Below are 24,042 nucleotides of genomic sequence, written 5' to 3'. Positions count from 1 at the left end.
GAGATCGAGGCACCGTTTAAGATTTGTTGACCATATTTCTTCATGCTTTGCCCGTTCGGCGCAGTTGCGGGAGTCATCGCTCCGCACTCCGTTGGGAGCGTAACGACCTGCGGACAGTGTTTTCACGGCCGCGTCAAGTAACGAGTATCGGATAACTTTAGTCATGGCGTCTCAGAACAAGTCCGCGCATTCCGCGTCGAAATCCCGCCGAGGTCGTTCCCTCGGTATCGCTGTGAGTGCCTTGCTTTCCTGCAGCGTTATCGCCGGATCCGCCTGGGGCCTCGCTTCGACGCTCAGTGTAATGCACGAGGCGGCTCGCACATTGTCCGAAAACATGAGCCTCGCCACGCCTCTCCATCGCAAGGTAGCGGTGGCAGGCGAACGCCGCCTCCCGCGCATGCTGAGAGCCGCCAAGTCCTCGCGCATTTCGAAGCCGTCGGAAAGCGAGATTCGCCGGGCCCAGCTTACCGTCGCCGCAATCCGGATGGCGCACCAGCGCAGCCTTACGGCCCAACTCGCCTTTGCGGAAAACCGCAGGAATGCCGAGAAAGCAAAGATCGTGGCCGCGCTTGCGCGCACAAAAAGTTCGGTGGAACGGGAAGAGAAGATCAGCGGCACGCGATCTTTGGTAACCGCACTCTTGGAAGATGTTCCTGTCCGCGACATCCAGCCCTTCGGCCTTGTGTTGGCGAAACCCGACACGGAAGAAGACGTGGCTCTCCCCAGCCAGATTCCGCTGCCTGAAGCCAGACCATTGATCGAGACGGTCGTTACCGATCAAAAGCCAGCCGACGAAAAACCAGTCGCGCGCAGTAACCGTGACAAGAAGGAAGACGCGAAAGACGTTGCCTATGCAAAGCCCGAGCGCTCGCTGTTCAGCGATCTGTTCAAGAGCAAGAACAGCGACACCGCCTGGCCGGGGAAGGGCACGAAGGTCGCGATCTATGACGTTTCCAACGCGACCGTCTACCTGCCCGATGGAACCAAGCTGCGCGCCCATTCCGGCATAGGCAGAATGCGCGACAATCCACGCTACGAGCACGTTACAATGAAAGGCCCGACGCCCGCCGGCATCTATCGCCTGTCGATGCGCGAGAAGCGCTTTTACGGCGTGGAGGCAATCCGCATGACGTCGATCGACGGGCGCGACCCGAAGAACCGAACCGGACTCCTGACGCATACCAATTTGCTGCGCGGTCAGAAGGGCTCGCACGGCTGTGTCGCCTTCCAGAACTATCAACCATTCCTCAAAGCCTTCAAACGCGGTCGGATTACGATGCTGGTCGTGGTGCCGGAGCTACCGTCATCACGTACGCAACTCGCCGCGCTCTATCGCAAGGCTGGCGCCTGATCGGTCTCCAAGCAGCCGTTCCCTACCGCGCGGTCGAGCGATCAGGCGCCCCATCACCCCTCCGCCCTCAACCCCTTCGTCTGCTCAAGCATCCAGTCCCTGAACAGCTTGATCTTCGGCATGTTCCGGCGGCTGGTGGCGTAGACGAGCCAGTAGCTGTGGTCATCCGTGCCCATGGTCTTGAACGGTTGGATCAGGCGGCCGTCGGCGATGTGGGACTGATAGAGATTGCTGGTCAGGATCGCGGCGCCCTGGCCGGCGACGGCCGATACCGCTTCGTAGAACTGGGCGCCCAGGGTCGGGCCTGGCCGGACGAGGTCCGGCCTGAATTCGCTGCCTGCAGCCTTGAACCAGTTGACCCACCAGGGATCGGTGTGGCCGAGCAACGGGACCTTATAGAGATCGGCGGGCTGCCTGATGCCACCGACGCTTTCGGCCAGCCGGGGGCTGAGCATGGGCGTATAGTGCCCCGTGAACAGGAAGTGCGACGTCAGCCCCGGCCATTCGCCGACGCCGACCCGGATGCCGATATCGAGGTCCTCCTTGGTGAAGTCGACCATGCGGCTCGATGTGTCCAGCGTCACGATAATATCGGGATGCGCCTGCTGGAACAGGCCCAGCCGCTCCGACAGCCAGTTCGACGCGAAGGTCTGCATGGTGGAAATCGAGAGCTGGCCGGCGGCGCCGCCCCGGGCGGACTGATAGGCTTCCGACAGCAGCGAGAAGGCCTGCGTCGCCTGGGCGGCGAGCGCGGCCCCGGTTTCCGTCAATATCACCTGCCGCCCTTTCCTGGTGAACAGCGGGGTGCCCACCCGCTCCTCCAAGAGCTTGATCTGGTAGCTGACGGCAGCCTGGGTCATGCCCAATTCTTCCGCCGCGCGCGTGAAGTTGCGCCACCGGGCGGCGGCCTCGAAGACGCGAATAGCGGGAAGCGGTGGTAGCTGCCAGGCCATCGATCGATAAAGCCCCCTTATGATTGGTGTCGGATCTTCGATTGGAAACAAGGCGATGAAGCGCGGATACTATCCTCACTCAATAGCGTTCGAAAAGGACTATTCCGATGAATATGATCGCAGCGTCCGTGAAACAATCGCCATTCGCCAAGCTCGTCGGCGCGATGTTGGGCTGCTTGTCCAGGTACTCGAAGCCGCGGCAGAGGCCGCTCTATGTCAACGTGGATGAGTTCACGCCGCACCTGCAGCGCGACATGGGCTTTCCCGGTGGACGCGGCATACCGGGCGCCAGAAGCGGCCTCGACGCTGGCGACCTGAAGGCGCGGGATTTGATGCGGTGAAGTCCTCACGCGCCTGCTTAGGGCGCGTGGTGTTACTGTCCTACCGAGCCGAGTTCGCAAAAATCCGGTCTCATGTTTTCTGGACGTAATCGTCCGGCGTGAAGAGTTCCATCGAGCCGAAGCCGCGGATCTCGTGTTCGCCGAGCGCCCGCAGCTTGCGGCGGCTTTCCATGTTGGCCGCGGGGCCGACGCAGATCGTGGTGCCGAGGAACTTGTTGGCGTCCTGCAGCCGCGCGGCGAGATTGATGGAATTGCCGTGGGCGGTGTAGTCGAGCTTGCCCGCCATGCCGACCTCGCCGAGGACAGCGATGCCGGTTTCGATGCCGAGCCGGGTGCGGCCGAAATCCTGGGCCTGGAAATTGGGCCGGGCGCGCATTTCCTCGGTGAGGCGGGAGATCGCCAACGCGCAATCGATGGCCTTGTTGACATGGTCCTTGAGGTCTTCCGGCGCGTTGAAGAAGGCATGCACGGCATCGCCCACGACCTTGTCGACCATGCCGCCGTGATCGGCGACCAGCTTGTTGACCTCGGCGAAATAGACATTGAGGAGCGCGACCAATGCCTGTGGCTTGACCCGGCCGGCAAGCGTCGAGAAGCCCTCGATATCGGTGAACAATGCCGTGACCTGCCGCTCCTCGCCGACCACTTGGTGGGTGCCGAGAGTATCGAGATAGCGGTTGACCACCGCACTTGGCAGATATTGCGAGAAGCGCTGGCGGGCGACCTTTTCGATGCGGCGGGTTTCGGCAAATTGCGAGAACGCCGCAACGATCAGGACCACGGCCAGCATGAAGGAAACCGTGAAGCCATCGGTGAGCCAGCTCGTGCGGGTATAGATGACGTAGGACGCGGCGATCGTGACCAGGATGACGCAGATCCCGGTGGTGAAGATCACCCACGGCCGGAAGCGGACAGTCATCAGCGCGATGATCAGGCCGGCAAGCAGCGTATAGCCCGCTTCGAGCGTGATGAAGCCCTCGTCGCGCAGCGGCACGAAATTGGTGAGGATCGAATTGGCGAGATCCGCATGGATCTGGGTCGAGGCGACAAGCTGGGCTCCGGCACTTTCCCTGAGCCCGCCGAGATTGGGCAGTGAAGAACCGATGAAGACGATCTTCTCCTCGAAGAGCCGCGAGGGCACCTCCGACGTCAGGACATCGATGGCCGAATAGGTGCGGCTGTCGATCTCACCCTGACGGCTGGCGACGAAGCGCATCGAGCCATCTTCCGCAAGGCTGAAGATTTCCTTGCCGAGCTTGAGCCAGGGCGGCGTGCCGCCAAGCAGCGGTGTTTTGACGTCGTAATAGCGGCGCACCGCTTCCAGGCCGAGCGCCGGATAGGGTTCGGAACCGACAATGGAGAACGCCTGGACGCGGCGGACGCGGGAATCCTCGTCGCCGATCAGGAAGGATGCGCCGGTGGATGCGGCCTTCTGCTGGAAGACCGGGCATGAAGCCTCGGCCCCCGGAAGAAACCAGAAATCCGGCACGGTCAGTGACTTGGCGATCGCCAGCGGCGGCAGCGGCCGGGGCGACTGGCCCTCGACATCGGAGAGCAGGAAACCGAGCAGCGCCGGCGCCTTGCCCATGGCGGCGGCGAGTTTTATGTTGGTCGCATCCTCGGGATTGCAATCGGTGGAGAAGACGAGATCGAAGGCGATGACCGAGGGGTTGTCGGCGGCGATCTTCTCGACCAGTTCGGCGGTGTTGGCGCGCTGCCACTTCTGGTCGGGAACGGCTGCATAGGACTTGCGGTCGATATCGATGACGACGATGGCCGGCGATGCCGGCACCGACACAATCTGGGTCAGGCGATCGAAATAGAGCTCGCGCCCGCCTTCCAGCCAATCGTCGGGCATGAGGATGACAAGCAGCGCGGCCGCGATGCTTGCCAATATGCCGACGTGAAATGGCCTGATGCGGAGGGTCATGCTGCCTGTTTACACAATTGTACAAGGGTTGGCAGGGGGATTTGCTCTCCCGCTTCTCCCCTTGGGGAGAAGGTGGCGCGTAGCGCCGGACGAGGGGTTGCGCGACGCGCAGAGCAAGCGGCTGAGAACCCCTCATCGCCTCGCATACGCTCGGCACTTCTCCCCAAGGGGAGAAGAGGGAGTGCGTGGCAACGCCACATCTCCATATGCGACAGCCCTCCCCCTGCGAAGGAGATGCCCGGCGGGGCAGAAGGGGGTGGATGATCTGGAAGCTGTCCCTGCTTCAATGCTGGTCCCCTAGTCCTCGTCGGGCTCCGCCAGATGGGTGAGCCGCCTTATGTTGCAATCGATCACATTGCCTTTACGGGTGATGGCGCCCTGTTCTTCGAGGGAGAGGATCGAACGGTTGACCTTGGGCCGGCTGGCGCCAAGAATGCCGGCGATCTCGGTCTGGCTGAGCGCGATATGCAGGCTCGCTTCATCGGGCAGTTCGTCGCCGTGAATATGGCGCAGCGTAGCGAGGAAGAAGCGCGCCACGCGGCTGTCGAGATCGTAGAGCGCGATGGTCTCGAGCTGGTCGGTGGTGTCCCTCAGCCGCTTGCAGAGATAGCGCATCACGGCTTCGGCGGCATCCGGGTTGCGGGTGATGAGGTTCATGAATTCGGACTTGCCGATCACATAGCCTTCGGTCAGCACGGAAGCCGTGGCATCGGCGGAGCGGGGCTCACCATCAAGCACCGCCATTTCACCCAGCAGCGTGCCGGGCTCGAGATGCCGGAGCGACAGTTCCTTGCCCTGCGAGGTGATGAGCGACAGCTTGATGCGCCCTTCGGTCACCAGGATCATGTAGTTGCCATCGTCGCCGCGCTGGAAGATGACGGTGCCGGAGGGCCACTTGCGCCACTGCGCCAGCGTCGCGACCTCCGCGACCAGTTCCTTGGAAAATTCCTCGAAGATGGGAAACGACCGCCAGAAGGCGGGAGACTTGTTGATTTCTGCCATTCTGAATGCCCCATGCAAGACGGACGGCAAAGCCGCTGGCGACAAACTATAGCATGCGAGGGAAATGTTAAGGGGGAAGCGGTTGTTTTGATCAGGTGGCATTCGAGGCTCGCCCCCGATGTGACGCTTCTAGAGGCAGAAAAAAGTGGCTCGCAATGAAATTGGAAGGCTCAGCGCATCACACGCCCCCTCAAGGCACACGTTATTGTTGCGTTTGCTCCATTTTTGAGTATTATCCTACAACCATTATCCTTCACCGCCAGTTTGAGACGATGCAAAATCATAGTTTTGTAGTAGCACTCGACAGACTTGATCCTGTTTCTTTTGGACCAGGAACAAGAGCCTAACTGGTCAGTGAAGCCCGCGAAGACTTGCCTCATCTTTGTTCATGGCTACGGAGGTCGAGCGCTCGAGACGTGGGGTGACCTTAAAGATTTGTTGCTTGAATCCCCCTCGATTGATCAATGCGATATAGTTTTTCTCGGCTATGAAAGTCGCTCAAAGCAAGCGTCCGCATCATCCGCATTGATTTACAATGCCGTCAACAGGATTGTTGATCATACAAACGATATTTTGGAGTTGTCCGGCACTGATATTCGCAGCGATGACTTTGAATATGAAAATGTTGTATTGGTTGGACATTCACTTGGAGGAGTTTTAGTTCGAGACGTACTAATCAATCTACATAGAGAAGGGAAATCCTGGGCAAATAGATCGAAAATAATGCTTTTTGCCCCTGCACATTCCGGCGCCATCGCGCTGGATCTTGTAAGCCGAGCAGGCTTATTGAGCAGTCTGCTTCGACCTATAGAGATCGTTCTGTTCGCAACAAGTCCGGTGCTGCGCGACATGGAGATCGAATCTCCATATTTGACAGGCCTCAGGGAGCGCGCAAGGGATCTCGGTCCTCTCGCGGCGGCGCGGTTCGTCGTTCATGCTACCGGTGACAGTGTTGTGAGTTCAAATCAGTTTTGCGCGGATCCGATGTCCGTCTTTTACAGTAATCAAGATCATATATCATGTTGCAAGCCAATCAAGACAGCGTTTCTCAACCCTCTCGAAGATATATTGGCGTACTATCATGGATGAAGATCGGCGTTTCCTGAGGCAGAGAAATTTCAAGCAGATATCGAGCAGATTGATCAGGAATTCGGAACTTAGAGCGATTTCTGAAATCAGGAAAATGACTCCAGAAGAACGTCGCATCGCCCTCCGCGACTGGCGTATCAAGCCCATATATAAGAAATCTGAAGTAAAACTGAGAGACGATTTGGACAACGTGCTTCACGCCTGCGGCATCTTTGAAGTCGGATTCATGCTGGGCGTTATCGAGCCGAACAACAGCTTCCTGACAGATGACATTGTGCCCCTGCTCGAATTGACCGAGGTGAAGACATATTATACCGACTACTATCCAATCGCACTCCCGAGCAAATTTCTAAGGAGACTCAACGATCGAGGCGTGATCTATGCCGATCGATTCGATACTGCGACTTTCGACAAACTTCTTTGCTTGAAACGTATTTCGACGATCCAAGGCTGGGGGTCTTCCTGAGTTATCTGGACGGGTTTTATTTCTATGAAGATGATACCAATTTCGATAACCTCATGGAGGCAGTGACCAAAAAGAAAACAATCGCCCGCGCATTGACTACCGCGAGTGACGACAGAACACCGCTCCAACAAGGACTTTGCGGCCTTGAACGATTTTTATTCTTTTGCACCGATTTCGATGGTTTTCTCAATGAAATACATGGCGACAGCGCACTTAGCACAGCTGTCTTTCAGCTATACGAGTATTGGTTTTCCGTCCTTAAGGAAGAGATGATCGACTTAGTAAGCAACGCCTTGGAGACCATAGACACACCAGATCAGGCGAGTTTGGAGCGGCTGCCGGAATTCTCATCAATGATGTCATTGTTCTCGAAAGCATCGGATCATCGATTGTGAAGCCTGCGGTGCGCTGGCACCTTGCCCGCGTGATCGACATAGTATGCGGGCGAGGCGACCAAGCCGCAACTAGAGCGCTTCATTGTTAAATGGAATCAGTTCTGTTGGCTTAAACGGAGTCGGATGGTCGATCGGCCGGCCCGTTTCAGCCAACCCCAAGGGCCGGGCATCTTTCCGCCAGGCCCTGCGGCGCCGGCCTCGGCCGTACCTCAGGGTACGACGCTCGCCCGCCGCCTTGGTCCTGACGAAAACCTGCTCCGGCAGAACTGCTTCCATTTAACAACGAAACGCTCTAAGCCGCGCGGCCGCTGAGGGCCGAGATGAGGTTTTCCGGATCGCGGACGCCGTGGCGATAGAGCTGGATCAGCGAGCGGGCCAGGAAACGTGCCTGCGCATCGTCGTCCTTCAACTCATATTCGATGCTGAGCTGTTCGAAGGCCTTGCGCAGGGCCTCGAGATCATCCGGCTTGAACATGCCGATATCCTGCATCTCGAACAGATAGAGCATGAAGCCTCCTCCACCACGACCCCTTAAACGTAACATGACGGTGGCACGAGGGCGAGGAAGATTTTGCCGCAGGAATGCCCGATAGCAGACGCGCTTTCTACATTCCGGCGGGTACGAGCTGGCCGAGCAGCCGGGCGAGATCGGCCTGGCGGCGGCAGCCGGTCTTGGCGAGCACGCTTTTCAGCTGGGAGCGGACGGTCTCCACTCCCTTGGCGCCCATGAGCGCGATCTGCTCGACGGTCTGGCCGGAGCCGATCCTGGCCGCGAGGTCGGCCTCGGTGGCGGTGAGGTCGAACAGCGCCTGGAGCAGCGGCGTGTGCGTGGTCGGTGCGCGGCTCGCCTGGGTCAGAACGAGGATCGCCGCGGCCTGGTTGAACAGGTCATGGGCTGCACGACGGACCGGCACGATATGCAGCACGCCGGGCATGTTCTCGCCCTGCGGCCTTAGCGGAATGGAGCGCACGCCGGTATCGGACAGGATCATGGCAAGCGAATCGGCCAGTTGCCGGTCGCCGTTGCGATCATGGAGGGCGATCCGGTCGGAGAGCCGCGTCGTCCAGAAGGATTCATCGCGTTCGAACTGGGCGTTGCCGACCAGGACGGAGCCGTTCTGCCTAACGGCGCAGGCGGCGAAGCCGAGACCCGCAAGCGTTTCCACCGATGTCCTGGCGCGCTCGAAAGAAAGGCGGGCCGACAGCATGGCCGAGCGGGCAAGATGCGGGCGCAGGCCATCCAGGCGGATGATCGTTTCAGTGCTGTACGGGCCTTGCTTGTGATCGCCTTCGGCATGGAAGATGATGTTCTGCATCTCGGGCAAATGGATGACGGTCGCGGTGCCGCGGCCAAAGCCATTGGGAATGAGGTAATCCGCATAGACGGGGGTCTTGAGAATCTCTTCTTCCGTGAAGACATCGCGATCCGTCAGGAAGCCTGGATGCGAACGCGCGAGCAGACGCCGCGTGCGCTCCATGCCGCCTTCATGCTTGTAGTTCTCCTGCACGAGAGTGTCGGCGACTGCAGACGAGGTCAGCCATTTGAGCTCGTCACCCTTCACCGAAACCATCACGCCTTCGCGGCTTTCGGCGATGCCGGCAAAGTCCCTGAGAACGTCGGGCCAGAAGCCCGGCAGGACTGACGCTTCGTAAATGCGATCGACGATATCCTCACGCGGCGCTGGAATCATTCAGATCTCTCCAGGGTATATTGCTACTATGAGAGGCATGAAAAAGCCGGTCAAGTGCCTGGCGATCGAGGCCGCGATCGTTCGAAACGCCGGCTGGAGCGAGATTGTTCGACCTGCTAAAGTCAATGCTGACTTCTTATGGATGGAAACCGGATGACGACCGACCCTCTTACACCAGCCGAGATCGAGCGATACGGGCGGCATATATTGCTGCCGGAGATCGGCGGGGCGGGACAGCAGAGATTGAAGAACGCCGCCGTGCTGGTGATCGGCGCCGGCGGACTGGGCTCGCCGGTGCTGGAATATCTCACGGGCGCCGGTGTGGGCACGATCGGCATCATCGACGACGACACGGTCACGCTCTCCAACCTGCAGCGGCAGATGATCCACGGCACGCACAATGTCGGCGACAGGAAAACGCGGAGTGCGGCAGGCCGCATCCGCGAGCTCAACCCCAACGTGGTCATCGACCGGCACGAGATCCGGTTCAGCGAGGAGAATGCCTCCGGGCTGGTCTTCGGCTACGACCTGCTGATGGACGGATCGGATAATGTCGCCACCCGCTATGCAGCAGCCGATGCGGCGGAGAAGGCGCGCATTCCGCTGGTGAGCGGCGCGGTCGGCCGCTTCGATGGCTCGGTGACCGTTCTGAAGCCCTATGAGACGGGGCCGGACGGAAGACTCAATCCCGGATATCGCGACCTTTTTCCCGAAGCCCCGCCCGAGGGCATGCTGCCTGCCTGCGCCGAGACCGGCATCATCGGAGCGCTGACCGGCGTGATCGGGACGCTGATGGCGATGGAGGCGATCAAGCTGCTGACCGGCGCCGGCGAACCGCTTGTGGGCCGGCTGATGATGTATGATGCGCTTGCCGCCCGGTTCGACGTGGTGAAGTATAGGAGACGGGGATAAATTCCCGCCGCATGGCGCGGAAGGCACTGCCGATGGAGCCACCGCCGCCGCATTGACGCGGGCGCGCGATAGAACCGGCTGGCGGGGTGCCACGACAGCGCCGGGCGTGGTATGGCTTACGAGCCCGAGAGGCCGCCCGCACACCTTGCCTGTGACGTTATCAACCGCCTGGAGGGATAGCAGTATGGCCAACATCAACCAAACCGTGGATTCGATTGGAACCGGCGTTCGCTTTCAATTTGCCGCCGCCGGCGACAGCTACCATGTTTTCTCGTCGGTTCATGTGGAATCGACGGACACTTATGCAATCTTCGGCGACGAGGGAAGCCAGCATGTTTTCGTATATGGATTTGTGACGGCGGCCGTATTTTCGATCTTTCTGACCGGAGGCAGCAACGAGGTTTACATCGGCCGGTCAGCTGTCATTCGCTCGACGATATCGGGCGCAACCGACACGAATGTATTGGTGATGGGCGGGAACAATACCGTCACCAACCACGGCGCGATAACGTCTCCTTCCACCGTTGGACTGATCTTGAACGGAGGCAATAACGAAGTGCTCAACACAGGCGGGATCGAGGGCTCCAGCGGGGTTTTCCTTGGAGTGTTCGGCGTCCCGGGAGACCGCTTCGTCAATGAAGGCATGATTTCAGCAAACGACTACGATGACGCGAACCAGGATTTTCGGTTCAACAACGGCGTGTATGTGGAAGGCGATGATTCTGTCATTGTCAACCGGGCCGGCGGCAAGATATCCGCCATTTCCAGCGAGGGCGCGGGCGTTGCGATAGGCGTTTACGCGACAACCGGCGGCGATGGATCACATGTCGAAAATCAAGGCACGATCCAATCGCGTCAATGGTATGGCGTCGATTTCGCCAATATGGTGGATGCTGAAACCGCCAGCCTTGAAAACCATGGCACCATCAAGGGCGGCAGCGGCGCGTTCAGGGGCAATGCGAGCGGCGAGGTGATCATCAACAGGGGCAGGATGATCGGCGATGTCGAGCTCGGCGCGGGAGACGACGTGTTCGACGGCGACAAGGGCAGCGTCAAGGGCGCGATCCTCGGTGGCTCAGGCAACGACTACATCTTTGGCGGCAAAGGCAACGAATCCATCAATGGCGGGCTCAACGACGACATCATCGTCGGAGGTAGGGGCAACGATACGCTGTTCGGCGATTCCGGCATCGATACCTTCGTTCTCCGCACGGGCTTCGGCCGGGACGTTGTCCAGGACTTCATCGACGGCACCGACCTGATCGATTTGTCTCGTCTGAAAGATGTCAGGAATTTCAACGATCTGGAGGACAACCATCTCGAGAAACATGGCAACGACATGTGGATCGTCGCCAAGGGCGGCGATGGGCTGATACTGAAGAATGTTGCGCCGGGAGACGTGGACGGGGCCGATTTCATATTCTAAAGCGTGTCGAAGCGATCCGGAGCGGCGGCGTTGCGTGTTGCACGCGTTGCGCTAATCTCTCTTGAGTTGTGCGATTCGACGGAAGCCGAATGACCGAAAAGACCGGCCAGAACCCCTATCGCCACGTCCAGCGTGTGCTGGTGGCGCTCGCCGTCATTCAGCTCTTCTACTGGTTCTTCGCAGCGGACGACATCCTGAATGCTAATCGGGCGGCGCGTTTTCTTGCCAGGGAGGATCCCGGGGCTTTCCTGGTGCCGACGCCCTGCCTTTTCTTCCGTGGAACGGAGGACGAGGACTTCGTTCGCGGTTCCGGGAACACAAGATGGTCCGCCGGCGATGAGGACGTGTGCTGGTACACACAATCCACATTCGCGAAATACTTTCCAGAGTTGCAGGGGCCTTCGAAGGAACAGACGATCGCCATGCAGGTCAACAGAACTGGCATGGACGTGAACAGGCCGGACCCGGACTGGACCCTGATCGTGACCGCGATCTGGTCGCTGGTGATCGCATACCCGATCGGCGTCGTGGCGGCGGTTCTCTATTGGCTTGCGCGAACCCAGAATCCGGAACTGGCCAGGAAGGCGCACGGGCCCCGGCCGGAAACGTGGAAGTGGGAACGAAAATCCTGAAGCGTCTCTGAAACTTCTCCGCCCCTACTCCCGTAGATGCATCATCGGTGCTGCATTCCGGGAGGAACGGATATGGATACGCACGAAATGTCAGGCGCGGGCAACTGGATCAATGCCTTTGCGGTCTCGATCCTGATCTGGGCCGCAGTCATCGCCGGGCTGTCGATGCTTTGACACGCCGACCCGGCATTGAGCCCTCCCCGCCAGGCGGGGAGGGTCGATGACGCAAAAGCGTCAGACGGCGAAGGTGAAGTCGGTATCGACCAACGACGCTTCCAGAACGCCGTCAATGATCAGGATGTCGTCACCGACCTTGATCCGGACGCTGCCGCCGACATCCGTCGCGTTCTCCAGCAGAGTGGCGAAATCAGCGATTGCCGCCCAGCCCGACAGGTCGATCCTGTCTTCGGCGACCACAAAATCGGCGATCGTGTCCTTGCCACCCGTGGCGCCGAACACGAAAGTGTCGATGCCCGCGCCGCCCGTCAGGACGTTGTCGCCCTTGTTGCCGGTGAGCGTGTTGGCGAGAGTGTTGCCGGTGCCGTCGATGTCTTTGCTGCCGGTGAGTACGAGATTTTCGACATTGTCCGTGAGCGTGTAGGTGAAAGCGGACTTGACGGTGTCGATGCCAAAGGACACGACAGCGTCCCCATTGTCCACATCGATATAATCCGCACTTTCGATGAGCTTGTCGGTCGCCTTGCCGACGATCAGCGTGTCATCGCCCATGCCGCCGAAAATCTTGCCGGTGAGCTTGCCGCCGACATGGTCGAACGTGTCGTTGCCGTCGCCAAGAACGACGTTGCCCTTGATCAGGCCGGCGGTGTTCGTCATCACGTCGTCGCCGGCACCGAGGAAGACGTCGCCATAGATCTTGCCGCTGTTCGTGACGGTTTCCACGCCGGCGAAACCGAAGATCGCCGCAGACGAAATCGGGAGGAGAGCCGCCATTTCGTCGGGAAGGACCAGCGAGAGCGTTACCCTGATCGTCCCCGCATTGGTGATGGTCGAAGACATGCCTTCCATCGAGAGGGCGCCCATGCCGATGACGCCGGAGATGATCTCCGCGCCCTTCGCGTTGATCAGCGTCATGTCGGGGGACATCAGGCCGAGCATCCCGACGGCGGCAATGATACTGCCGTCGTTCTGGAGCTTGAGCGTGCCGAATTCGACTGGTTCCTCGCCGGTGGGAATGGTGCCGCCGATAATGCCGACGAGGCCCTCGATTTCACCGTTCTTGCCGTTCTTGAGCACCTGGTTGTCAGTCTGGAAACCGGCAATGCCGATCAGTGAATCGATGCCGCCGTTATTGGTCAGCTTCGTGGTGGTGGCAGCGCCAGGAGCAGCCCCCAAGGGCGCTGCGAATGCAGGCGCGAACCCTCCAAGGTTGAGGCTGCCGGACAACATGCCCACAACGCCGGCGTCAATGTCGCCGCTATTGGTCACGGAGGAGCCCAGACCGGTTATACTGACGCCAAACAGGCCGTTGATCTCCGCACCCTTGGCGATCGTCACCTTGCTGTGGTGGCCGGCGGCATAGACAGTGCCGATGGTGAGACTATCAAAGATGTCTTCCGACATATCCGAAATGTTGGTGATACCGATGCCGAGGCCGGCACTCAGTTCGGCGGTCTTTCCGATCTTTATATCGGTGCCATTGCCGAAAGTGGCCACGGCGCCCAGCAGACCGGTGACCTTGCCGTCGATCTTGTAGCTGTTGCCCGAGATATCGGGGGTGGTCGCGATATCCTCGGCGATGCCGTAGCCGAACAGCAGGCTGAAGCTCGTGGGCGCCTCTTCCCCTTCCTCGGGAATGAGGTCGCTCAAATCGATATCGCCGCCGTAGTGAACGAACGCTTTCTTGTCGAGCTCGATCTCGCTGTCGGAGGCGGTAATGATCTGGCTTTCATCGTGGAAGCCCTTGATTTTGATGGCCATGCTGAAATCTCCCGAAAATCGTTGTCATTATAAATTCAGGTAAAGGCCGCTCATGAATGTTCCGGCCAGCGGGATGCCGTCGCAGATTGGCGCGCCAAACGGCCGCGAATGCTGCGGTGAAACCTGCCGTCGAATATTTCATGGGCACCGTGACGATTGTCCCGACCGCGTCGGCCGCCCTCCCGCAAGTCCCGTGGATCGCAAGGCGATGCAGGACAAGCGCGACAACCTATACAGGAACAAAAACTGTTATACCAGATGCACGGCCGTATTATTCAGTATATATAATTTTACTGAAATATATCGCCGAAACGGTTCTCTTTTTAGCTTGGCGCCAGTGCGGTTTCCGTTCGCTGGTCGGCTAGTCCCGCCCGGGAAGCACGCGATCCGGCGGACGGTGGCCGTCGAAATAGGTACGGATATTGATGATCACCTTGTCGCCCATGTCGATGCGGCCTTCGATAGTCGAGGACGACATGTGCGGCAGCAGCACGACCTTGTTCTCGTGGGCCAATTTTAGCAGCTTGGGGCTCACCAGGGGCTCGTTCTCGAAGACATCGAGGCCGGCGCCGGCGATCTTGCCCTCGCGGATGCATTTGATCAGGGCGGTCTCGTCGATGACGCCGCCGCGCGAGGTGTTGACGATGTAGCTGGTGGGCTGCATGAGCGCCAGGCGTCGCGCCGATAGAAGATGGTAGGTGGCCGGCGTCGAGGGGCAGTTGACCGAGACGATATCGACGCGGGCGAGCATCTGGTCGAGGCTGTCCCAGTAGGTGGCTTCCAGCGCGGTCTCGGTGGCGGCGCTGACGCGATGGCGGTTGTGGTAATGGATGCCCAACCCGAAGGCCTTGGCGCGACGGGCGACGGCGGTGCCGATACGGCCCATGCCGATAATGCCCAGGCGTTTTCCCCATATGCGGTGACCGAGCATCCAGGTCGGCGACCAGCCTTCCCAGTCACCCTTCGAATCGGTCAGAATGCGGGCGCCTTCCGCCAGCCTGCGCGGCACGGAGAGGATGAGCGCCATGGCCATGTCGGCGGTGTCCTCGGTCAGCACGCCTGGAGTATTGGTGACGGTGATGCCCTTTTTCGCGGCGGCCTCGACATCGACATGGTCGATGCCGTTGGAGAAGCTGGCGATCAGCTTGAGGCGGGGGCCAGCCTCCTCGATCAGGCTTGCATCGATGCGGTCGGTGACAGTCGGCACCAGCACGTCGCACCGGCGGACCGCGGCCAGCAATTCCTCGCGGCCGCGCGGCCGGTCATCGATATTGAGTTCGGCGTCGAACAGCTCGCGCATCCGCGTCTCGACGATGTCGGGCAGCTTGCGGGTGATATAGACCGTCGGCCTCGTCTTCACTGTCATTGCGTGTGTCCCAAGTCCCAAATCCGGCCAGTCGTTGACCGCTCCTTAACCAAGTTGCGCGACACTCGCTGGCACATTCTCTACTCATAATCAGACGCGCGGGCGATGGCAAACGTCATGACTGGACTTTGGAAGAAGGCAACGATCGGTACAATCCTCATCGGGTTGATGGTGGCGCTCGCGCCGGCGTCCTTCGCCGAGACGACCAAGCTCAATACCGGCCTGCCGCTGCCGCGATTCGTCACGATCAAGTCGAGGAAGGTCAACCTCCGGGTCGGGCCCGGCCTCGACTATGCCGTGTCCTGGCGCTACCTGAAAGCGGGCGTTCCGGTGGAAGTGACGCAGGAATACGAGAACTGGCGCCGCATCCGCGATGCCGACGGCGCCGAAGGCTGGGTGTTCCATTCCATGCTGTCTGGCGACCGCAGCGCGATCGCAGCCCCGTGGATGAAGGACAAGGGCCAGGACATTTTCGTCAATATGCGCGCCGACGGGGCCGAAACAGGCAACGTCATCGCCAAACTGCAGCCAGGCGTCGTCGTCAAGCTCGACGAATGCAATGGCGAATGGTGCCTGGCCGAAGCATCCGACACCGAGGGCTGGGTGAGCCAGGCCGAGATCTGGGGTGCCTATCCCGGCGAGGCTTTTACAAAATAATGCCGACTTGCTGCGCCGCCTGCTTGAGTGGCGACTGCATGCGCGGGCCGATCTGCTGGATCACCAGGCCCGCCGCGAGGCTGCCGAGGCGGCCGCAATCGGCGAGTTCGAAGCCGTTGGTGTAGCCGAAGAGGAAGCCCGCGGCATAGAGATCACCCGCACCGGTCGTATCGACGACCTTTTCCACATTCAGCGGTTCGATGAGGTAGCGCTGGCCGCCCGCGAGAATGATCGAGCCGTGCTCGCTCATGGTCACGGCCGCCATCGTGCAATCCTTGCCGAGTTCGGTGAGCGCGGTATCGAAATCCTCCGTCTGGTAGAGCGCGAGCGCCTCATGGCGATTGGCGAAGACGATATCGACGGTGCCCGAGCGCATGAGATCGAGGAATTCGCCGCGATAGCGATCGACGCAGAAACTGTCCGAGAGCGTCATCGACGTTTCCTGGCCATGCGCGTGGGCGATGCGGGCGCATTCGCGGATCGCTTCCTTGGCGCGCGGCGGATCCCAGAGATAGCCTTCGAAATAGGTGACGCGGGATTTCGCCACGACATCCTCCTGGACGTCCTCCGGTCCGAGTTCGACGCAGGCGCCGAGATATGTGTTCATCGAGCGCTCGCCATCCGGCGTGACGAAAATCATCGAGGTGGCGGTGGGCGGGGTGCCGCCGAGCGGCTTCGTCGCGAAATGCACGCCCTGGGCATTCATGTCATGGCGGAAGATTTCGCCGAGCTTGTCGTTCGAAACCTTGCCGAAATAGGCCGCCTTGCCGCCGAAGCTCGCCACACCCGCCGCCGTATTGCCGGCACTCCCGCCCGACATTTCGATCGCCGGTCCCATGCGGGAATAGAGCAACGCCGAGCGGTCCGCATCGATCAGGTTCATCGCACCCTTGGTGATGGTGTTGTCGACGAGGAAATCCTCCTCGCAGCGCGCGATGATATCGACAATCGCATTGCCGACGGTAAGCACATCAAATTTCGTCATTGCCAAGCTTTCGAAGCCAAGGGGGAGTCTTTTCGAGTGAGCTATGGACGAAAAGTTTTGACGGGAAAAGCGGAAAAGCCGTGCAAGCCAGCTTCTCCCGCAGAATTTTCGTCGCTGACGGCTCAAGGCTTGCGCTGAATTGGACAAGTGACCAGAGCGCTTCATTGTTAAATGGAATCAGTTCTGTTGGCTTAAACGGAGTCGGATGGTCGATCGGCCGGCGCGCGTCATAGCCAAATCTACGGCCAAGCCGGCCGATCGATCAGGCGGCCCGTTTCAGCCAACCCGAAGGGCCGGGCATCTTTCCGCCAATCCCTGCGGCGTCGGTCTCGGCCGTACCTGAGGGTACGACGCTCGCCCGCCGCCTTGGTCCTGACGAAAACCTGCTCCGGCAGAACTGCTTCCATTTAACAATGAAACGCTCTAATGATCGCCGGACTTTCCCTTTCGCTTCTCCTGCCGGCCCGTCATGTCCCCCCAGCATCGATCCTTCCTCTCCGCGATCGCCAAGAACGGCGCCGTTGTCGCGCTTGTCGGCATGCTGCTCTTCGCGCTTAACGACACGATGGGCAAGTGGCTGGTCGCGACCTATTCGGTGGGACAGGTCGTGGCGCTGCGTTCGCTAGCGGCTCTGATCGTGCTCGCGCCTTTCGTCTGGTGGATGGGCTGGCGACCATTGTTCCAGGTCGAAAAGCCGCGGATGCAGGCCGCACGTGCCGTGGTTTCGACGATGGAAACGATGGCCTTCTATCTCGCGGTCTTCTACCTGCCGCTCGCCGACGTGATGACCTACTGGCTGGCGGCGCCTATCTATATCGCGGCACTCTCGCCGCTGCTGCTCGGCGAGCATGTGGGTTGGCGGCGCTGGACGGCGATCGGCGTGGGCTTCCTGGGTGTCGTCATCGCTCTTCAACCTTCGCCGGCCATGTTCCAGTCGCCGGCTGCAGCGGTTTCCATCATCGGAACACTGCTTTTTGCCTTTCTGCTGATCTCGGGACGGTCATTACGAAATACGCCGGATACGGTGCTGGTGTTCTGGCAGAATGTCGGGGGGCTCGTAATCGGCATGGTCTTCGCACTCTTCGACTGGGTGACACCGAGCGTGCATCACCTCGTTCTACTCGGGCTGCTCGGCGTGGTGGCTATGACAGCGCATGCCCTCATCAACCGGGCGCTGAAGCTGACGGATGCCAGCGTGGTCGCGCCGCTGCAATATACGCTGCTGTTCTGGGCGATCGTCTTCGGCTTTATCTTCTTCGGCGACCTGCCGACGGTGCCGATGATGATCGGGGCGGCGCTGATCATCGCGTCAGGGCTGTTCATCTTCTTCCGCGAGCAGCAGCTCGGCAAGAAGGACAAGGTGCTGCCGGCGATCCCGGAATAGCGCTTTTGCCGGTTTTCAGCTGTCCAGAATAAAACAATAAATACAATTCATTCCGTCATACAAATGCCTTGACGCGCGGCCAATCCAAGCCTTGTATCCTAGAGTGCCTGACAAGATCTGGCGGGTCGGCTGACCGGTATCTTTCGCCGCCTGCGTCGTTGCTGATCCTCGCCGATGCCCTTTGGCATCGACTGCGGTCAGCGCCTCGCAGACAAAGAGATCTCCTCGGTCATCCTCAACCGCCAGATCTTGTCAGGCACTCCAAGCAGAAAAGACAATTCCAAGGTATCGCCATGTCCGCGCTTTCAGCACCGATCATCATTCTCAACCCCGCCGATGATGTCGGTGTCGCACGCCAGAAGATCGGCAAAGGGGAAGCCACGGGTTACGATGGGCTGATGGCGAAGGACCTGATCGGGCGTGGGCACAAGGTGGCGCTGAAGGCGATCAAATCAGGCCAGGAGGTGCATAAATTCGGCCAGGTGATCGGCGTGGCGACATCGGATATCGAGCCGGGGCAGCATATCCACCTGCATAACCTTGAGATGATTCCCTCCGAGCACGAATACCAGATGGGCGGCAGCAATCGCGACGAGGGGCTGCTGCCGGTGGCCGAGCGTCGGACATTCATGGGCTTCGATCGCGGCCCGGGGGGCGTCGGCACGCGCAACTATATCGGCATCATTTCGTCGGTGAACTGTTCCGCCACGGTATCGCGCTACATAGCCGACCATTTCAACCGGTCAGGCGGGCTCGAGGGTTTCGACAATATTGACGGCGTGGTGGCGCTGACCCATGGCGGCGGCTGCGCGCTCAACACCAAGTCCGAGGGTTATCGGATCCTGACGCGGACGATCCAGGGCTATGCACGGCATCCGAATTTCGGCGGCATATTGATGATCGGGCTTGGCTGCGAGACCAACCAGATCGCGCCGATCCTCGAACATTACAAGCTGGCGGAGGGCGCGTTGCTGCGCACCATGACGATCCAGCAATCAGGCGGTACGCGCAAGACGATCGAGGCGGCGCAGGAGATCATTCGCGACATGCTGCCGACCGTGAATGCGGTGAAGCGCACGGAGCAGCCGCTATCATCGCTGAAGCTGGCGCTGGAATGCGGCGGTTCCGACGGCTATTCCGGGATTTCGGCAAACCCGGCGCTTGGCGTGGCATCCGACTTGCTGGTCAGGCATGGCGGCACCTCGGTGCTGGCCGAAACGCCCGAGATCTATGGCGCCGAACACCTGCTGACGCGGCGCGCCGTCTCGCCCGCCGTGGCCGAGAAGCTGCTCTCGCGGATCGACTGGTGGCGGGACTATACGGCGCGCAATGGCGACGAGCTCAACAACAACCCTTCCTATGGCAACAAGCAGGGCGGGCTGACGACCATCTTGGAAAAGTCGCTCGGCGCGGTGGCCAAGGGCGGCACGATGCCTTTGAAAGCGGTTTATGAGTATGCCGAGATCGTCACCGAAAAGGGCTTCGTGTTCATGGACACGCCCGGATACGACCCGGCGGCGGTGACCGGCCAGGTGGCGGGCGGCTGCAACGTGATCTGTTTCACCACCGGCCGCGGTTCGGTCTCGGGCTTCAAGCCGGCGCCCTGCATCAAGATCGCCACCAATACCGAGATGTACGACCATATGGACGAGGATATGGACATCAATTGCGGCAGCGTGGTCACCGGCGAGGAGACGATCGAGCAGGCGGGCATACGGATATTCGAGGATATTATTGCCGTTGCGTCGGGCAAGAAGACGTCGAGCGAGATTTATGACTACGGGGATAACGAGTTCGTGCCGTGGCAGGTGGGGGCGATTACGTAATTATCTGCTTACTATGTGGGTTTAACCCCTCACCAACTTCGGCCAAGGGCTCGCTCCGCTTGCCCGGCCTTCGTATCCTCTCCCACAGGGGGAGAGGTAAACTCGTGGCATCGCCCTCGCCCCAAATGAAGGTCGAGCGTTGGGCACCTTACCTCTCCCCTTGTGGGAGAGGATAGCAAGTCCGCACGAGGCAAAGCCAAGTGCATGGACGCGCTTGGTGAGGGGTGAAACTCACTGCTTACACGCAAACGCCGCCTTCAAATTCGCCGGCGCCTGATCCGAGCATGACGCCTTCTCCAGCGCCGTCTTGCAGCCCCCGGAGAGCTTTGCCGCATTGTCGATCAGGCAGGAAATCGCCTTGTCGCGGGAGAGCACCATGCCGCAATTGGCTTTCACATCAGCCTGGCATTTGGCGCGGATTTCGGCGCGGCCATCGGCTTGGGCGGCGATGGGGAGCGCAAGGAAAGTGGCTGCAAAAAGCACACGGATCAGCATGAAAACTTCCTATGTAACGTAATCTAATACTTACGGATATTGCACGCCCGACGTCGCGAGATAGACCGCGTAGAGCGATTGCGTCGCGCAGATGAAAAGCCTGTTGCGGCGGGGGCCGCCGAAGGTGACGTTGGCGACGCCTTGCGGCACCAGGATTTTTCCGAGCCGCGTGCCATCGGGCGCGAAGCAATGGACGCCGTCGCCGGCGCTGGACCAGATATTGCCCTCGACATCGATACGGAAGCCATCCGGCAGGCCGTTGTCGATGGCGCAGAACTCGCGGCCGTTTCTCACGGTCTTGCCATCGACGACATCGAAGACGCGGATATGGCTCGGATGCTCCGGGTCATGGCTGAAGGCGGAATCGGCGACATAGAGCAGGCTTTCATCCGGCGAGAAAGCGAGGCCATTGGGCTGGGTGAAGTCGTCGAGAACGACGGTCACTTCGCCGCTCATCGGGTCGATGCGGTAGACATTGTTGGTCTTCTGCTCGCGGTCGCCCCGGTAGCCTTCATAGTCGGACATGATGCCGTAGCTGGGGTCGGTGAACCAGATCGAGCCGTCGGAGCGCACGATGACATCGTTGGGCGAATTGAGCTTCTTGCCTTCATAGCTGTCGGCGAGAACCGTCTGCGTGCCGTCGATCTCGGTGCGCACGACCCGGCGGCCGCCATGCTCGCAGGACACGAGGCGGCCCTGGCGGTCGCGGGTGTTGCCGTTGGTGAAATTGGATTTTTCGCGATAGACCGAGGCGCCTCCACCCGGCACCCAGCGCATGATCCGTTCGTTGGGAATATCGCTCCACAGCAGCATGTTGGCATCGGCAAACCAGACCGGGCCTTCCGCCCAGCGCATGCCTGTATGGAGTTCATCGAGCCTGGCGCTGCCCACGGTCAGGTAACGGAAACGGTCGTCATCGATCCGGTAGATCGATCCATTGTCTTCGGCCATCGTCAGTCTCCCCCGCGACGATTGAAGTGCAGCGATAGCGCTACCATGGCCATACCAATATTTCGCGAAGGTGAATCGGGCAACAGGATTCTGCCATGGCGCCGCTCATGGCGGCTCGGGGGAAGGCTCGGTCATTGCAAGCCTCAGCCCGACCCGCAGGTGCTCGAGGTCTTCCTCGTGCTCGAACTCGGTCCACTTTTGCGCTTGATCGAGGATGTCGGACGCATCAGCCGTTTCCAGAAAGCGGGCAAGGGCATCTGTGGCTTCGGACGGCCTGCCGCACATGGCGCAGCAGGCCGCGAGCCACAAGCTGTGAAACGGTCCAAGCTCGGTGCCGAGCATGGTTTTTCGCGCCTCGTCATAACAGCCAAGCATGTAAAGCGTGTAGGCGCGGTCGAGATCGTACCAATAGGGTCGAAACGGGTTGAGGGTGATCGCCTTGTCCATCCAGGCCAGTCCTTCCGCCGGCCGACCGCGCATGGCAATGACAAAACCAAGCTGGACGAGTGTATCGGCATCGTAGGGATTGATGTCATAGGCGCGGTGCAGGCAACGTTCCGCGGCCTCATGCTCGCGCAGATAGAGCCTGACCAGTCCCATGATGCGATGACACCGTGCCTCCTCGGGTTCGAGGGCGATCGCGAGATTGACCCGGTCGCGCGCCGCCTCCAGCGCCGGGCGCGGCGAGGCCCCGTAGTCGGCGATAATGACGTCGGCCAGCGCCAGGTAGGCATGCGCCACCGCACAATCCGGATCGAGTGCGATGGCCTTGAGGAAGTGGTCTCGCGCCCGCTCGTTGACGCCCGGGCCATAGGTGCGCAGGAAGGCGACGCCGCGCGCGAAATTCTCGAAGGCGGCGAGGTTCGACGTACCGGGTTTAGCCGTCTGCTGAACGCCCTGGTCGATATTCGAGACCAGCCGGGAAATGATGGTGACCGCGATCTCGGCATTCATCGAAAAGAGATCGGCTTCGGCGAAATCGAACTGGCTGCCCCAGATCCGCTGGCCGGTCGGCGCGTGGGTGAGCGTAACCGAAGCAAGCAGGCGCCCATCGGCCCGCAGCGCCGACCCCTCGACGATGAATTCGGCGCCGAGCATTTCGGAGATTTCCTTGAGCGGCGGCCGACTGCTGGCGGGAAAGGAAAAGGCGGAATTTCTCGCTATAACGGTGATCGTCTTGAACCGGGCCAGGCCATAGGTGATCTCATCGACCATGGCATCGATCAGCGCGTCATCGGTGTTGTCGGGCCCGCGATTGCGGAACGGCAGGATCGCGATCGAAGGAAAAACCTGTTCCGGCAGGCCGGCGGCAGGAACCGCCGCTTCCGACGCGAGCAGATAACCCCGCTTGGGCACTGTCCTCAGCATCGCTTCGGCACCCGTCCCAAGCACCTTGCGCAGTTCGCTCACGCATTGCGTCAACGAATCCTCGGAAACGAACAGGCCGGGCCAGACTGCCTGCAGCAACTCATCCTTGGAAATGACGCGGCCGCGATTGTGAGCGAGATGGCAGAGGAAGGCGAATGTCTTGGCACGCACCGGCACCACTTCGCCGGAGCGGCGCAGCACACCGCCGGCCGCATCCAGCCTGAACTCGCCGATCTCGATGGCTGCATCCGCCAAGTCCGGAGCCCCCGCGCGTGAGGGGGCCATGTTTGGCCAATGTCAGGCCCAAGTCAAGAACGGCAGGCTTAGATCGTTTCATTGTCAAATGGAAGCATTCTGCCGGAGCAGGTTTTCGTCAGGGCAGAGGCGATTGGCGAAGGGCATACCCAATGTACGTCCGAGCCGATCGCCTCTGATCCTGGCGGAAAGATGCCGGCCCCTTCGGGGTTGGCCGATACGGGCCGCCTATTCGTTCGGCCGGCTTGACCGTAGATCTGGGCTACGACACGCGCCGGCCGAACGAATATCCGACTCCGTCTCAGCCAACAGAATGATTCCATTTAACAATGAAACGATCTGGTTGAGGGAGCGAGAACCAGCGAAGCCGGAATTTCGTCGGTGGCCGGACAGGTGCCAGCCTTTCGGTGCTGGAAATCATGTCGAGGAAGCAGGCTTGTTCGCCGCCCGAAGGCGCATTCATGCCGGACCAAAGGGCCTCTTCATAGAGTTCCTTGCGCTCGAAATCATGGAAGCGTTCTGACAAGCGGTTGGTCATGACGGATGCTCCTGATGAAGATGACGCGATCAAACTCGCACCAGTGCCAGGAAAAATCCTGAAGGAAATCCGAAATCATGGTGAAGTCGCG

General features: G+C 60.2%; 23 protein-coding genes. 11 read left to right on the top strand and 12 right to left on the bottom strand.

Translation table 11 applies throughout. The annotated features are described in order from the left end of the window. Nucleotides 1–322 precede the first annotated feature (322 nt). A complete protein-coding gene (locus tag IHQ71_RS01325) occupies nt 323–1,351 on the top strand; it encodes a DUF2778 domain-containing protein (protein WP_258160095.1) in 1,029 nt (342 codons plus the stop codon). A 53-nt stretch (nt 1,352–1,404) separates the two neighbouring features. On the opposite strand, the gene IHQ71_RS01320 is transcribed toward IHQ71_RS01325, so the two are convergent. Further along, nucleotides 1,405–2,304: a LysR substrate-binding domain-containing protein gene (locus IHQ71_RS01320; RefSeq protein ID WP_258160094.1), complete on the bottom strand. Its 900-nt coding sequence runs from the start codon at nt 2,302–2,304 to the stop codon at nt 1,405–1,407. 107 nt (nt 2,305–2,411) lie between these two features. On the opposite strand from IHQ71_RS01320, the gene IHQ71_RS01315 reads away from it, so the two are divergent. Then, nucleotides 2,412–2,645 (top strand): hypothetical protein, encoded by a 234-nt coding sequence (locus IHQ71_RS01315; RefSeq protein ID WP_258160093.1) that lies wholly within the window; start codon nt 2,412–2,414, stop codon nt 2,643–2,645. Between the two features lie 70 nt (nt 2,646–2,715). Here the strand turns inward: IHQ71_RS01315 and IHQ71_RS01310 are convergent, their stop codons facing one another. Both IHQ71_RS01310 and IHQ71_RS01305 read right to left on the bottom strand, forming a co-directional pair. After that, nucleotides 2,716–4,575, bottom strand: coding sequence for a CHASE2 domain-containing protein (locus IHQ71_RS01310; RefSeq protein WP_258160092.1), 1,860 nt, complete (start codon nt 4,573–4,575; stop codon nt 2,716–2,718). A 297-nt stretch (nt 4,576–4,872) separates the two neighbouring features. After that, nucleotides 4,873–5,577 carry a Crp/Fnr family transcriptional regulator gene (locus IHQ71_RS01305; RefSeq protein WP_258160091.1) on the bottom strand — a complete coding sequence of 235 codons (705 nt, stop codon included), beginning with the start codon at nt 5,575–5,577 and terminating at the stop codon, nt 4,873–4,875. A gap of 309 nt (nt 5,578–5,886) precedes the next feature. Between IHQ71_RS01305 and IHQ71_RS01300 the strand changes: the two genes are divergently transcribed. The 3 genes from IHQ71_RS01300 to IHQ71_RS01290 are packed head-to-tail and all read left to right on the top strand — an operon-like array spanning nt 5,887 to nt 7,527. After that, a complete protein-coding gene (locus tag IHQ71_RS01300) occupies nt 5,887–6,666 on the top strand; it encodes an alpha/beta hydrolase (protein ID WP_258160090.1) in 780 nt (259 codons plus the stop codon). Continuing rightward, complete coding sequence (locus tag IHQ71_RS01295; RefSeq protein WP_258160089.1) at nt 6,659–7,132, top strand: hypothetical protein; 474 nt, start codon at nt 6,659–6,661, stop codon at nt 7,130–7,132. Before IHQ71_RS01300 ends, IHQ71_RS01295 begins: the two co-directional genes overlap by 8 nt. Before the next feature lie 53 nt (nt 7,133–7,185). Beyond that, a complete protein-coding gene (locus IHQ71_RS01290) occupies nt 7,186–7,527 on the top strand; it encodes a hypothetical protein (protein WP_258160087.1) in 342 nt (113 codons plus the stop codon). Between the two features lie 292 nt (nt 7,528–7,819). Here the strand turns inward: IHQ71_RS01290 and IHQ71_RS01285 are convergent, their stop codons facing one another. Together IHQ71_RS01285 and IHQ71_RS01280 are read right to left on the bottom strand one after the other, a co-directional pair. After that, a complete protein-coding gene (locus IHQ71_RS01285; RefSeq protein WP_258160086.1) occupies nt 7,820–8,035 on the bottom strand; it encodes a hypothetical protein in 216 nt (71 codons plus the stop codon). Nucleotides 8,036–8,132: 97 nt separating this feature from the next. Then, nucleotides 8,133–9,218 carry a helix-turn-helix transcriptional regulator gene (locus IHQ71_RS01280; protein ID WP_258160085.1) on the bottom strand — a complete coding sequence of 362 codons (1,086 nt, stop codon included), beginning with the start codon at nt 9,216–9,218 and terminating at the stop codon, nt 8,133–8,135. Between the two features lie 153 nt (nt 9,219–9,371). Here IHQ71_RS01280 and moeB point away from each other — a divergent pair, with 153 nt between their 5' ends. From moeB to IHQ71_RS01265, 3 genes are all read left to right on the top strand, one after another. Then, on the top strand, nt 9,372–10,130 hold the full coding sequence (moeB, locus tag IHQ71_RS01275; protein ID WP_258160084.1) for a molybdopterin-synthase adenylyltransferase MoeB: 759 nt from the start codon (nt 9,372–9,374) through the stop codon (nt 10,128–10,130). Between the two features lie 184 nt (nt 10,131–10,314). After that, nucleotides 10,315–11,556: a calcium-binding protein gene (locus tag IHQ71_RS01270; protein ID WP_258160083.1), complete on the top strand. Its 1,242-nt coding sequence runs from the start codon at nt 10,315–10,317 to the stop codon at nt 11,554–11,556. Nucleotides 11,557–11,645: 89 nt separating this feature from the next. Next, nucleotides 11,646–12,188 carry a hypothetical protein gene (locus IHQ71_RS01265; RefSeq protein WP_258160082.1) on the top strand — a complete coding sequence of 181 codons (543 nt, stop codon included), beginning with the start codon at nt 11,646–11,648 and terminating at the stop codon, nt 12,186–12,188. A 234-nt stretch (nt 12,189–12,422) separates the two neighbouring features. Here the strand turns inward: IHQ71_RS01265 and IHQ71_RS01260 are convergent, their stop codons facing one another. Next, nucleotides 12,423–14,126: a hypothetical protein gene (locus tag IHQ71_RS01260; RefSeq protein ID WP_258160081.1), complete on the bottom strand. Its 1,704-nt coding sequence runs from the start codon at nt 14,124–14,126 to the stop codon at nt 12,423–12,425. A gap of 361 nt (nt 14,127–14,487) precedes the next feature. Further along, the gene (locus IHQ71_RS01255) at nt 14,488–15,492 is read right to left on the bottom strand and encodes a D-glycerate dehydrogenase (RefSeq protein ID WP_258160080.1); all 1,005 of its coding nucleotides are present in this window, start codon (nt 15,490–15,492) and stop codon (nt 14,488–14,490) included. A gap of 117 nt (nt 15,493–15,609) precedes the next feature. On the opposite strand from IHQ71_RS01255, the gene IHQ71_RS01250 reads away from it, so the two are divergent. Next, nucleotides 15,610–16,149 carry an SH3 domain-containing protein gene (locus tag IHQ71_RS01250; RefSeq protein WP_374989940.1) on the top strand — a complete coding sequence of 180 codons (540 nt, stop codon included), beginning with the start codon at nt 15,610–15,612 and terminating at the stop codon, nt 16,147–16,149. On the opposite strand, the gene IHQ71_RS01245 is transcribed toward IHQ71_RS01250, so the two are convergent. Next, complete coding sequence (locus IHQ71_RS01245) at nt 16,139–17,134, bottom strand: adenosine kinase (RefSeq protein WP_258160078.1); 996 nt, start codon at nt 17,132–17,134, stop codon at nt 16,139–16,141. The genes IHQ71_RS01250 and IHQ71_RS01245 overlap by 11 nt on opposite strands. Before the next feature lie 469 nt (nt 17,135–17,603). Here IHQ71_RS01245 and IHQ71_RS01240 point away from each other — a divergent pair, with 469 nt between their 5' ends. Then, nucleotides 17,604–18,518, top strand: a complete 915-nt coding sequence (locus IHQ71_RS01240; RefSeq protein ID WP_258160077.1) for a DMT family transporter — start codon at nt 17,604–17,606, stop codon at nt 18,516–18,518. Nucleotides 18,519–18,811: 293 nt separating this feature from the next. Beyond that, a complete protein-coding gene (locus IHQ71_RS01235; protein WP_258160076.1) occupies nt 18,812–20,344 on the top strand; it encodes a UxaA family hydrolase in 1,533 nt (510 codons plus the stop codon). 231 nt (nt 20,345–20,575) lie between these two features. On the opposite strand, the gene IHQ71_RS01230 is transcribed toward IHQ71_RS01235, so the two are convergent. The 4 genes from IHQ71_RS01230 to IHQ71_RS01210 form a co-directional block, all read right to left on the bottom strand. Then, nucleotides 20,576–20,839, bottom strand: a complete 264-nt coding sequence (locus tag IHQ71_RS01230) for a hypothetical protein (RefSeq protein WP_258160075.1) — start codon at nt 20,837–20,839, stop codon at nt 20,576–20,578. A 30-nt stretch (nt 20,840–20,869) separates the two neighbouring features. Next, entirely contained in the window at nt 20,870–21,790 is a 921-nt protein-coding gene (locus IHQ71_RS01225) for an SMP-30/gluconolactonase/LRE family protein (RefSeq protein ID WP_258160074.1), read from the bottom strand. 105 nt (nt 21,791–21,895) lie between these two features. After that, entirely contained in the window at nt 21,896–23,413 is a 1,518-nt protein-coding gene (locus IHQ71_RS01220) for a winged helix-turn-helix domain-containing tetratricopeptide repeat protein (protein WP_258160073.1), read from the bottom strand. Nucleotides 23,414–23,714: 301 nt separating this feature from the next. Next, complete coding sequence (locus IHQ71_RS01210; protein WP_258160072.1) at nt 23,715–23,951, bottom strand: hypothetical protein; 237 nt, start codon at nt 23,949–23,951, stop codon at nt 23,715–23,717. Nucleotides 23,952–24,042 lie beyond the last annotated feature (91 nt).

The sequence above is a fragment of the Rhizobium sp. TH2 genome, from assembly GCF_024707525.1.
In the GTDB taxonomy this organism is placed as follows: Bacteria; Pseudomonadota; Alphaproteobacteria; order Rhizobiales; family Rhizobiaceae; genus Rhizobium_E.
This window is presented reverse-complemented; position numbering and strand designations above follow the sequence as displayed.

Bases quoted from the DNA above. Each gene is read 5' to 3' on its own strand.
- IHQ71_RS01235 (WP_258160076.1), top strand. From the start codon at position 18,812: ATGTCCGCGCTTTCAGCACCGATCATCATTCTCAACCCCGCCGATGAT.
- IHQ71_RS01290 (WP_258160087.1), top strand. From the start codon at position 7,186: ATGGAGGCAGTGACCAAAAAGAAAACAATCGCCCGCGCATTGACTACC.
- IHQ71_RS01230 (WP_258160075.1), bottom strand. From the start codon at position 20,839: ATGCTGATCCGTGTGCTTTTTGCAGCCACTTTCCTTGCGCTCCCCATC.
- IHQ71_RS01280 (WP_258160085.1), bottom strand. From the start codon at position 9,218: ATGATTCCAGCGCCGCGTGAGGATATCGTCGATCGCATTTACGAAGCG.
- IHQ71_RS01305 (WP_258160091.1), bottom strand. From the start codon at position 5,577: ATGGCAGAAATCAACAAGTCTCCCGCCTTCTGGCGGTCGTTTCCCATC.
- IHQ71_RS01245 (WP_258160078.1), bottom strand. From the start codon at position 17,134: ATGACGAAATTTGATGTGCTTACCGTCGGCAATGCGATTGTCGATATC.
- IHQ71_RS01255 (WP_258160080.1), bottom strand. From the start codon at position 15,492: ATGACAGTGAAGACGAGGCCGACGGTCTATATCACCCGCAAGCTGCCC.
- moeB (WP_258160084.1), top strand. From the start codon at position 9,372: ATGACGACCGACCCTCTTACACCAGCCGAGATCGAGCGATACGGGCGG.
- IHQ71_RS01320 (WP_258160094.1), bottom strand. From the start codon at position 2,304: ATGGCCTGGCAGCTACCACCGCTTCCCGCTATTCGCGTCTTCGAGGCC.
- IHQ71_RS01260 (WP_258160081.1), bottom strand. From the start codon at position 14,126: ATGGCCATCAAAATCAAGGGCTTCCACGATGAAAGCCAGATCATTACC.
- IHQ71_RS01225 (WP_258160074.1), bottom strand. From the start codon at position 21,790: ATGGCCGAAGACAATGGATCGATCTACCGGATCGATGACGACCGTTTC.
- IHQ71_RS01250 (WP_374989940.1), top strand. From the start codon at position 15,610: ATGACTGGACTTTGGAAGAAGGCAACGATCGGTACAATCCTCATCGGG.
- IHQ71_RS01310 (WP_258160092.1), bottom strand. From the start codon at position 4,575: ATGACCCTCCGCATCAGGCCATTTCACGTCGGCATATTGGCAAGCATC.
- IHQ71_RS01240 (WP_258160077.1), top strand. From the start codon at position 17,604: ATGTCCCCCCAGCATCGATCCTTCCTCTCCGCGATCGCCAAGAACGGC.
- IHQ71_RS01315 (WP_258160093.1), top strand. From the start codon at position 2,412: ATGAATATGATCGCAGCGTCCGTGAAACAATCGCCATTCGCCAAGCTC.
- IHQ71_RS01265 (WP_258160082.1), top strand. From the start codon at position 11,646: ATGACCGAAAAGACCGGCCAGAACCCCTATCGCCACGTCCAGCGTGTG.
- IHQ71_RS01270 (WP_258160083.1), top strand. From the start codon at position 10,315: ATGGCCAACATCAACCAAACCGTGGATTCGATTGGAACCGGCGTTCGC.
- IHQ71_RS01210 (WP_258160072.1), bottom strand. From the start codon at position 23,951: ATGACCAACCGCTTGTCAGAACGCTTCCATGATTTCGAGCGCAAGGAA.
- IHQ71_RS01295 (WP_258160089.1), top strand. From the start codon at position 6,659: ATGGATGAAGATCGGCGTTTCCTGAGGCAGAGAAATTTCAAGCAGATA.
- IHQ71_RS01285 (WP_258160086.1), bottom strand. From the start codon at position 8,035: ATGCTCTATCTGTTCGAGATGCAGGATATCGGCATGTTCAAGCCGGAT.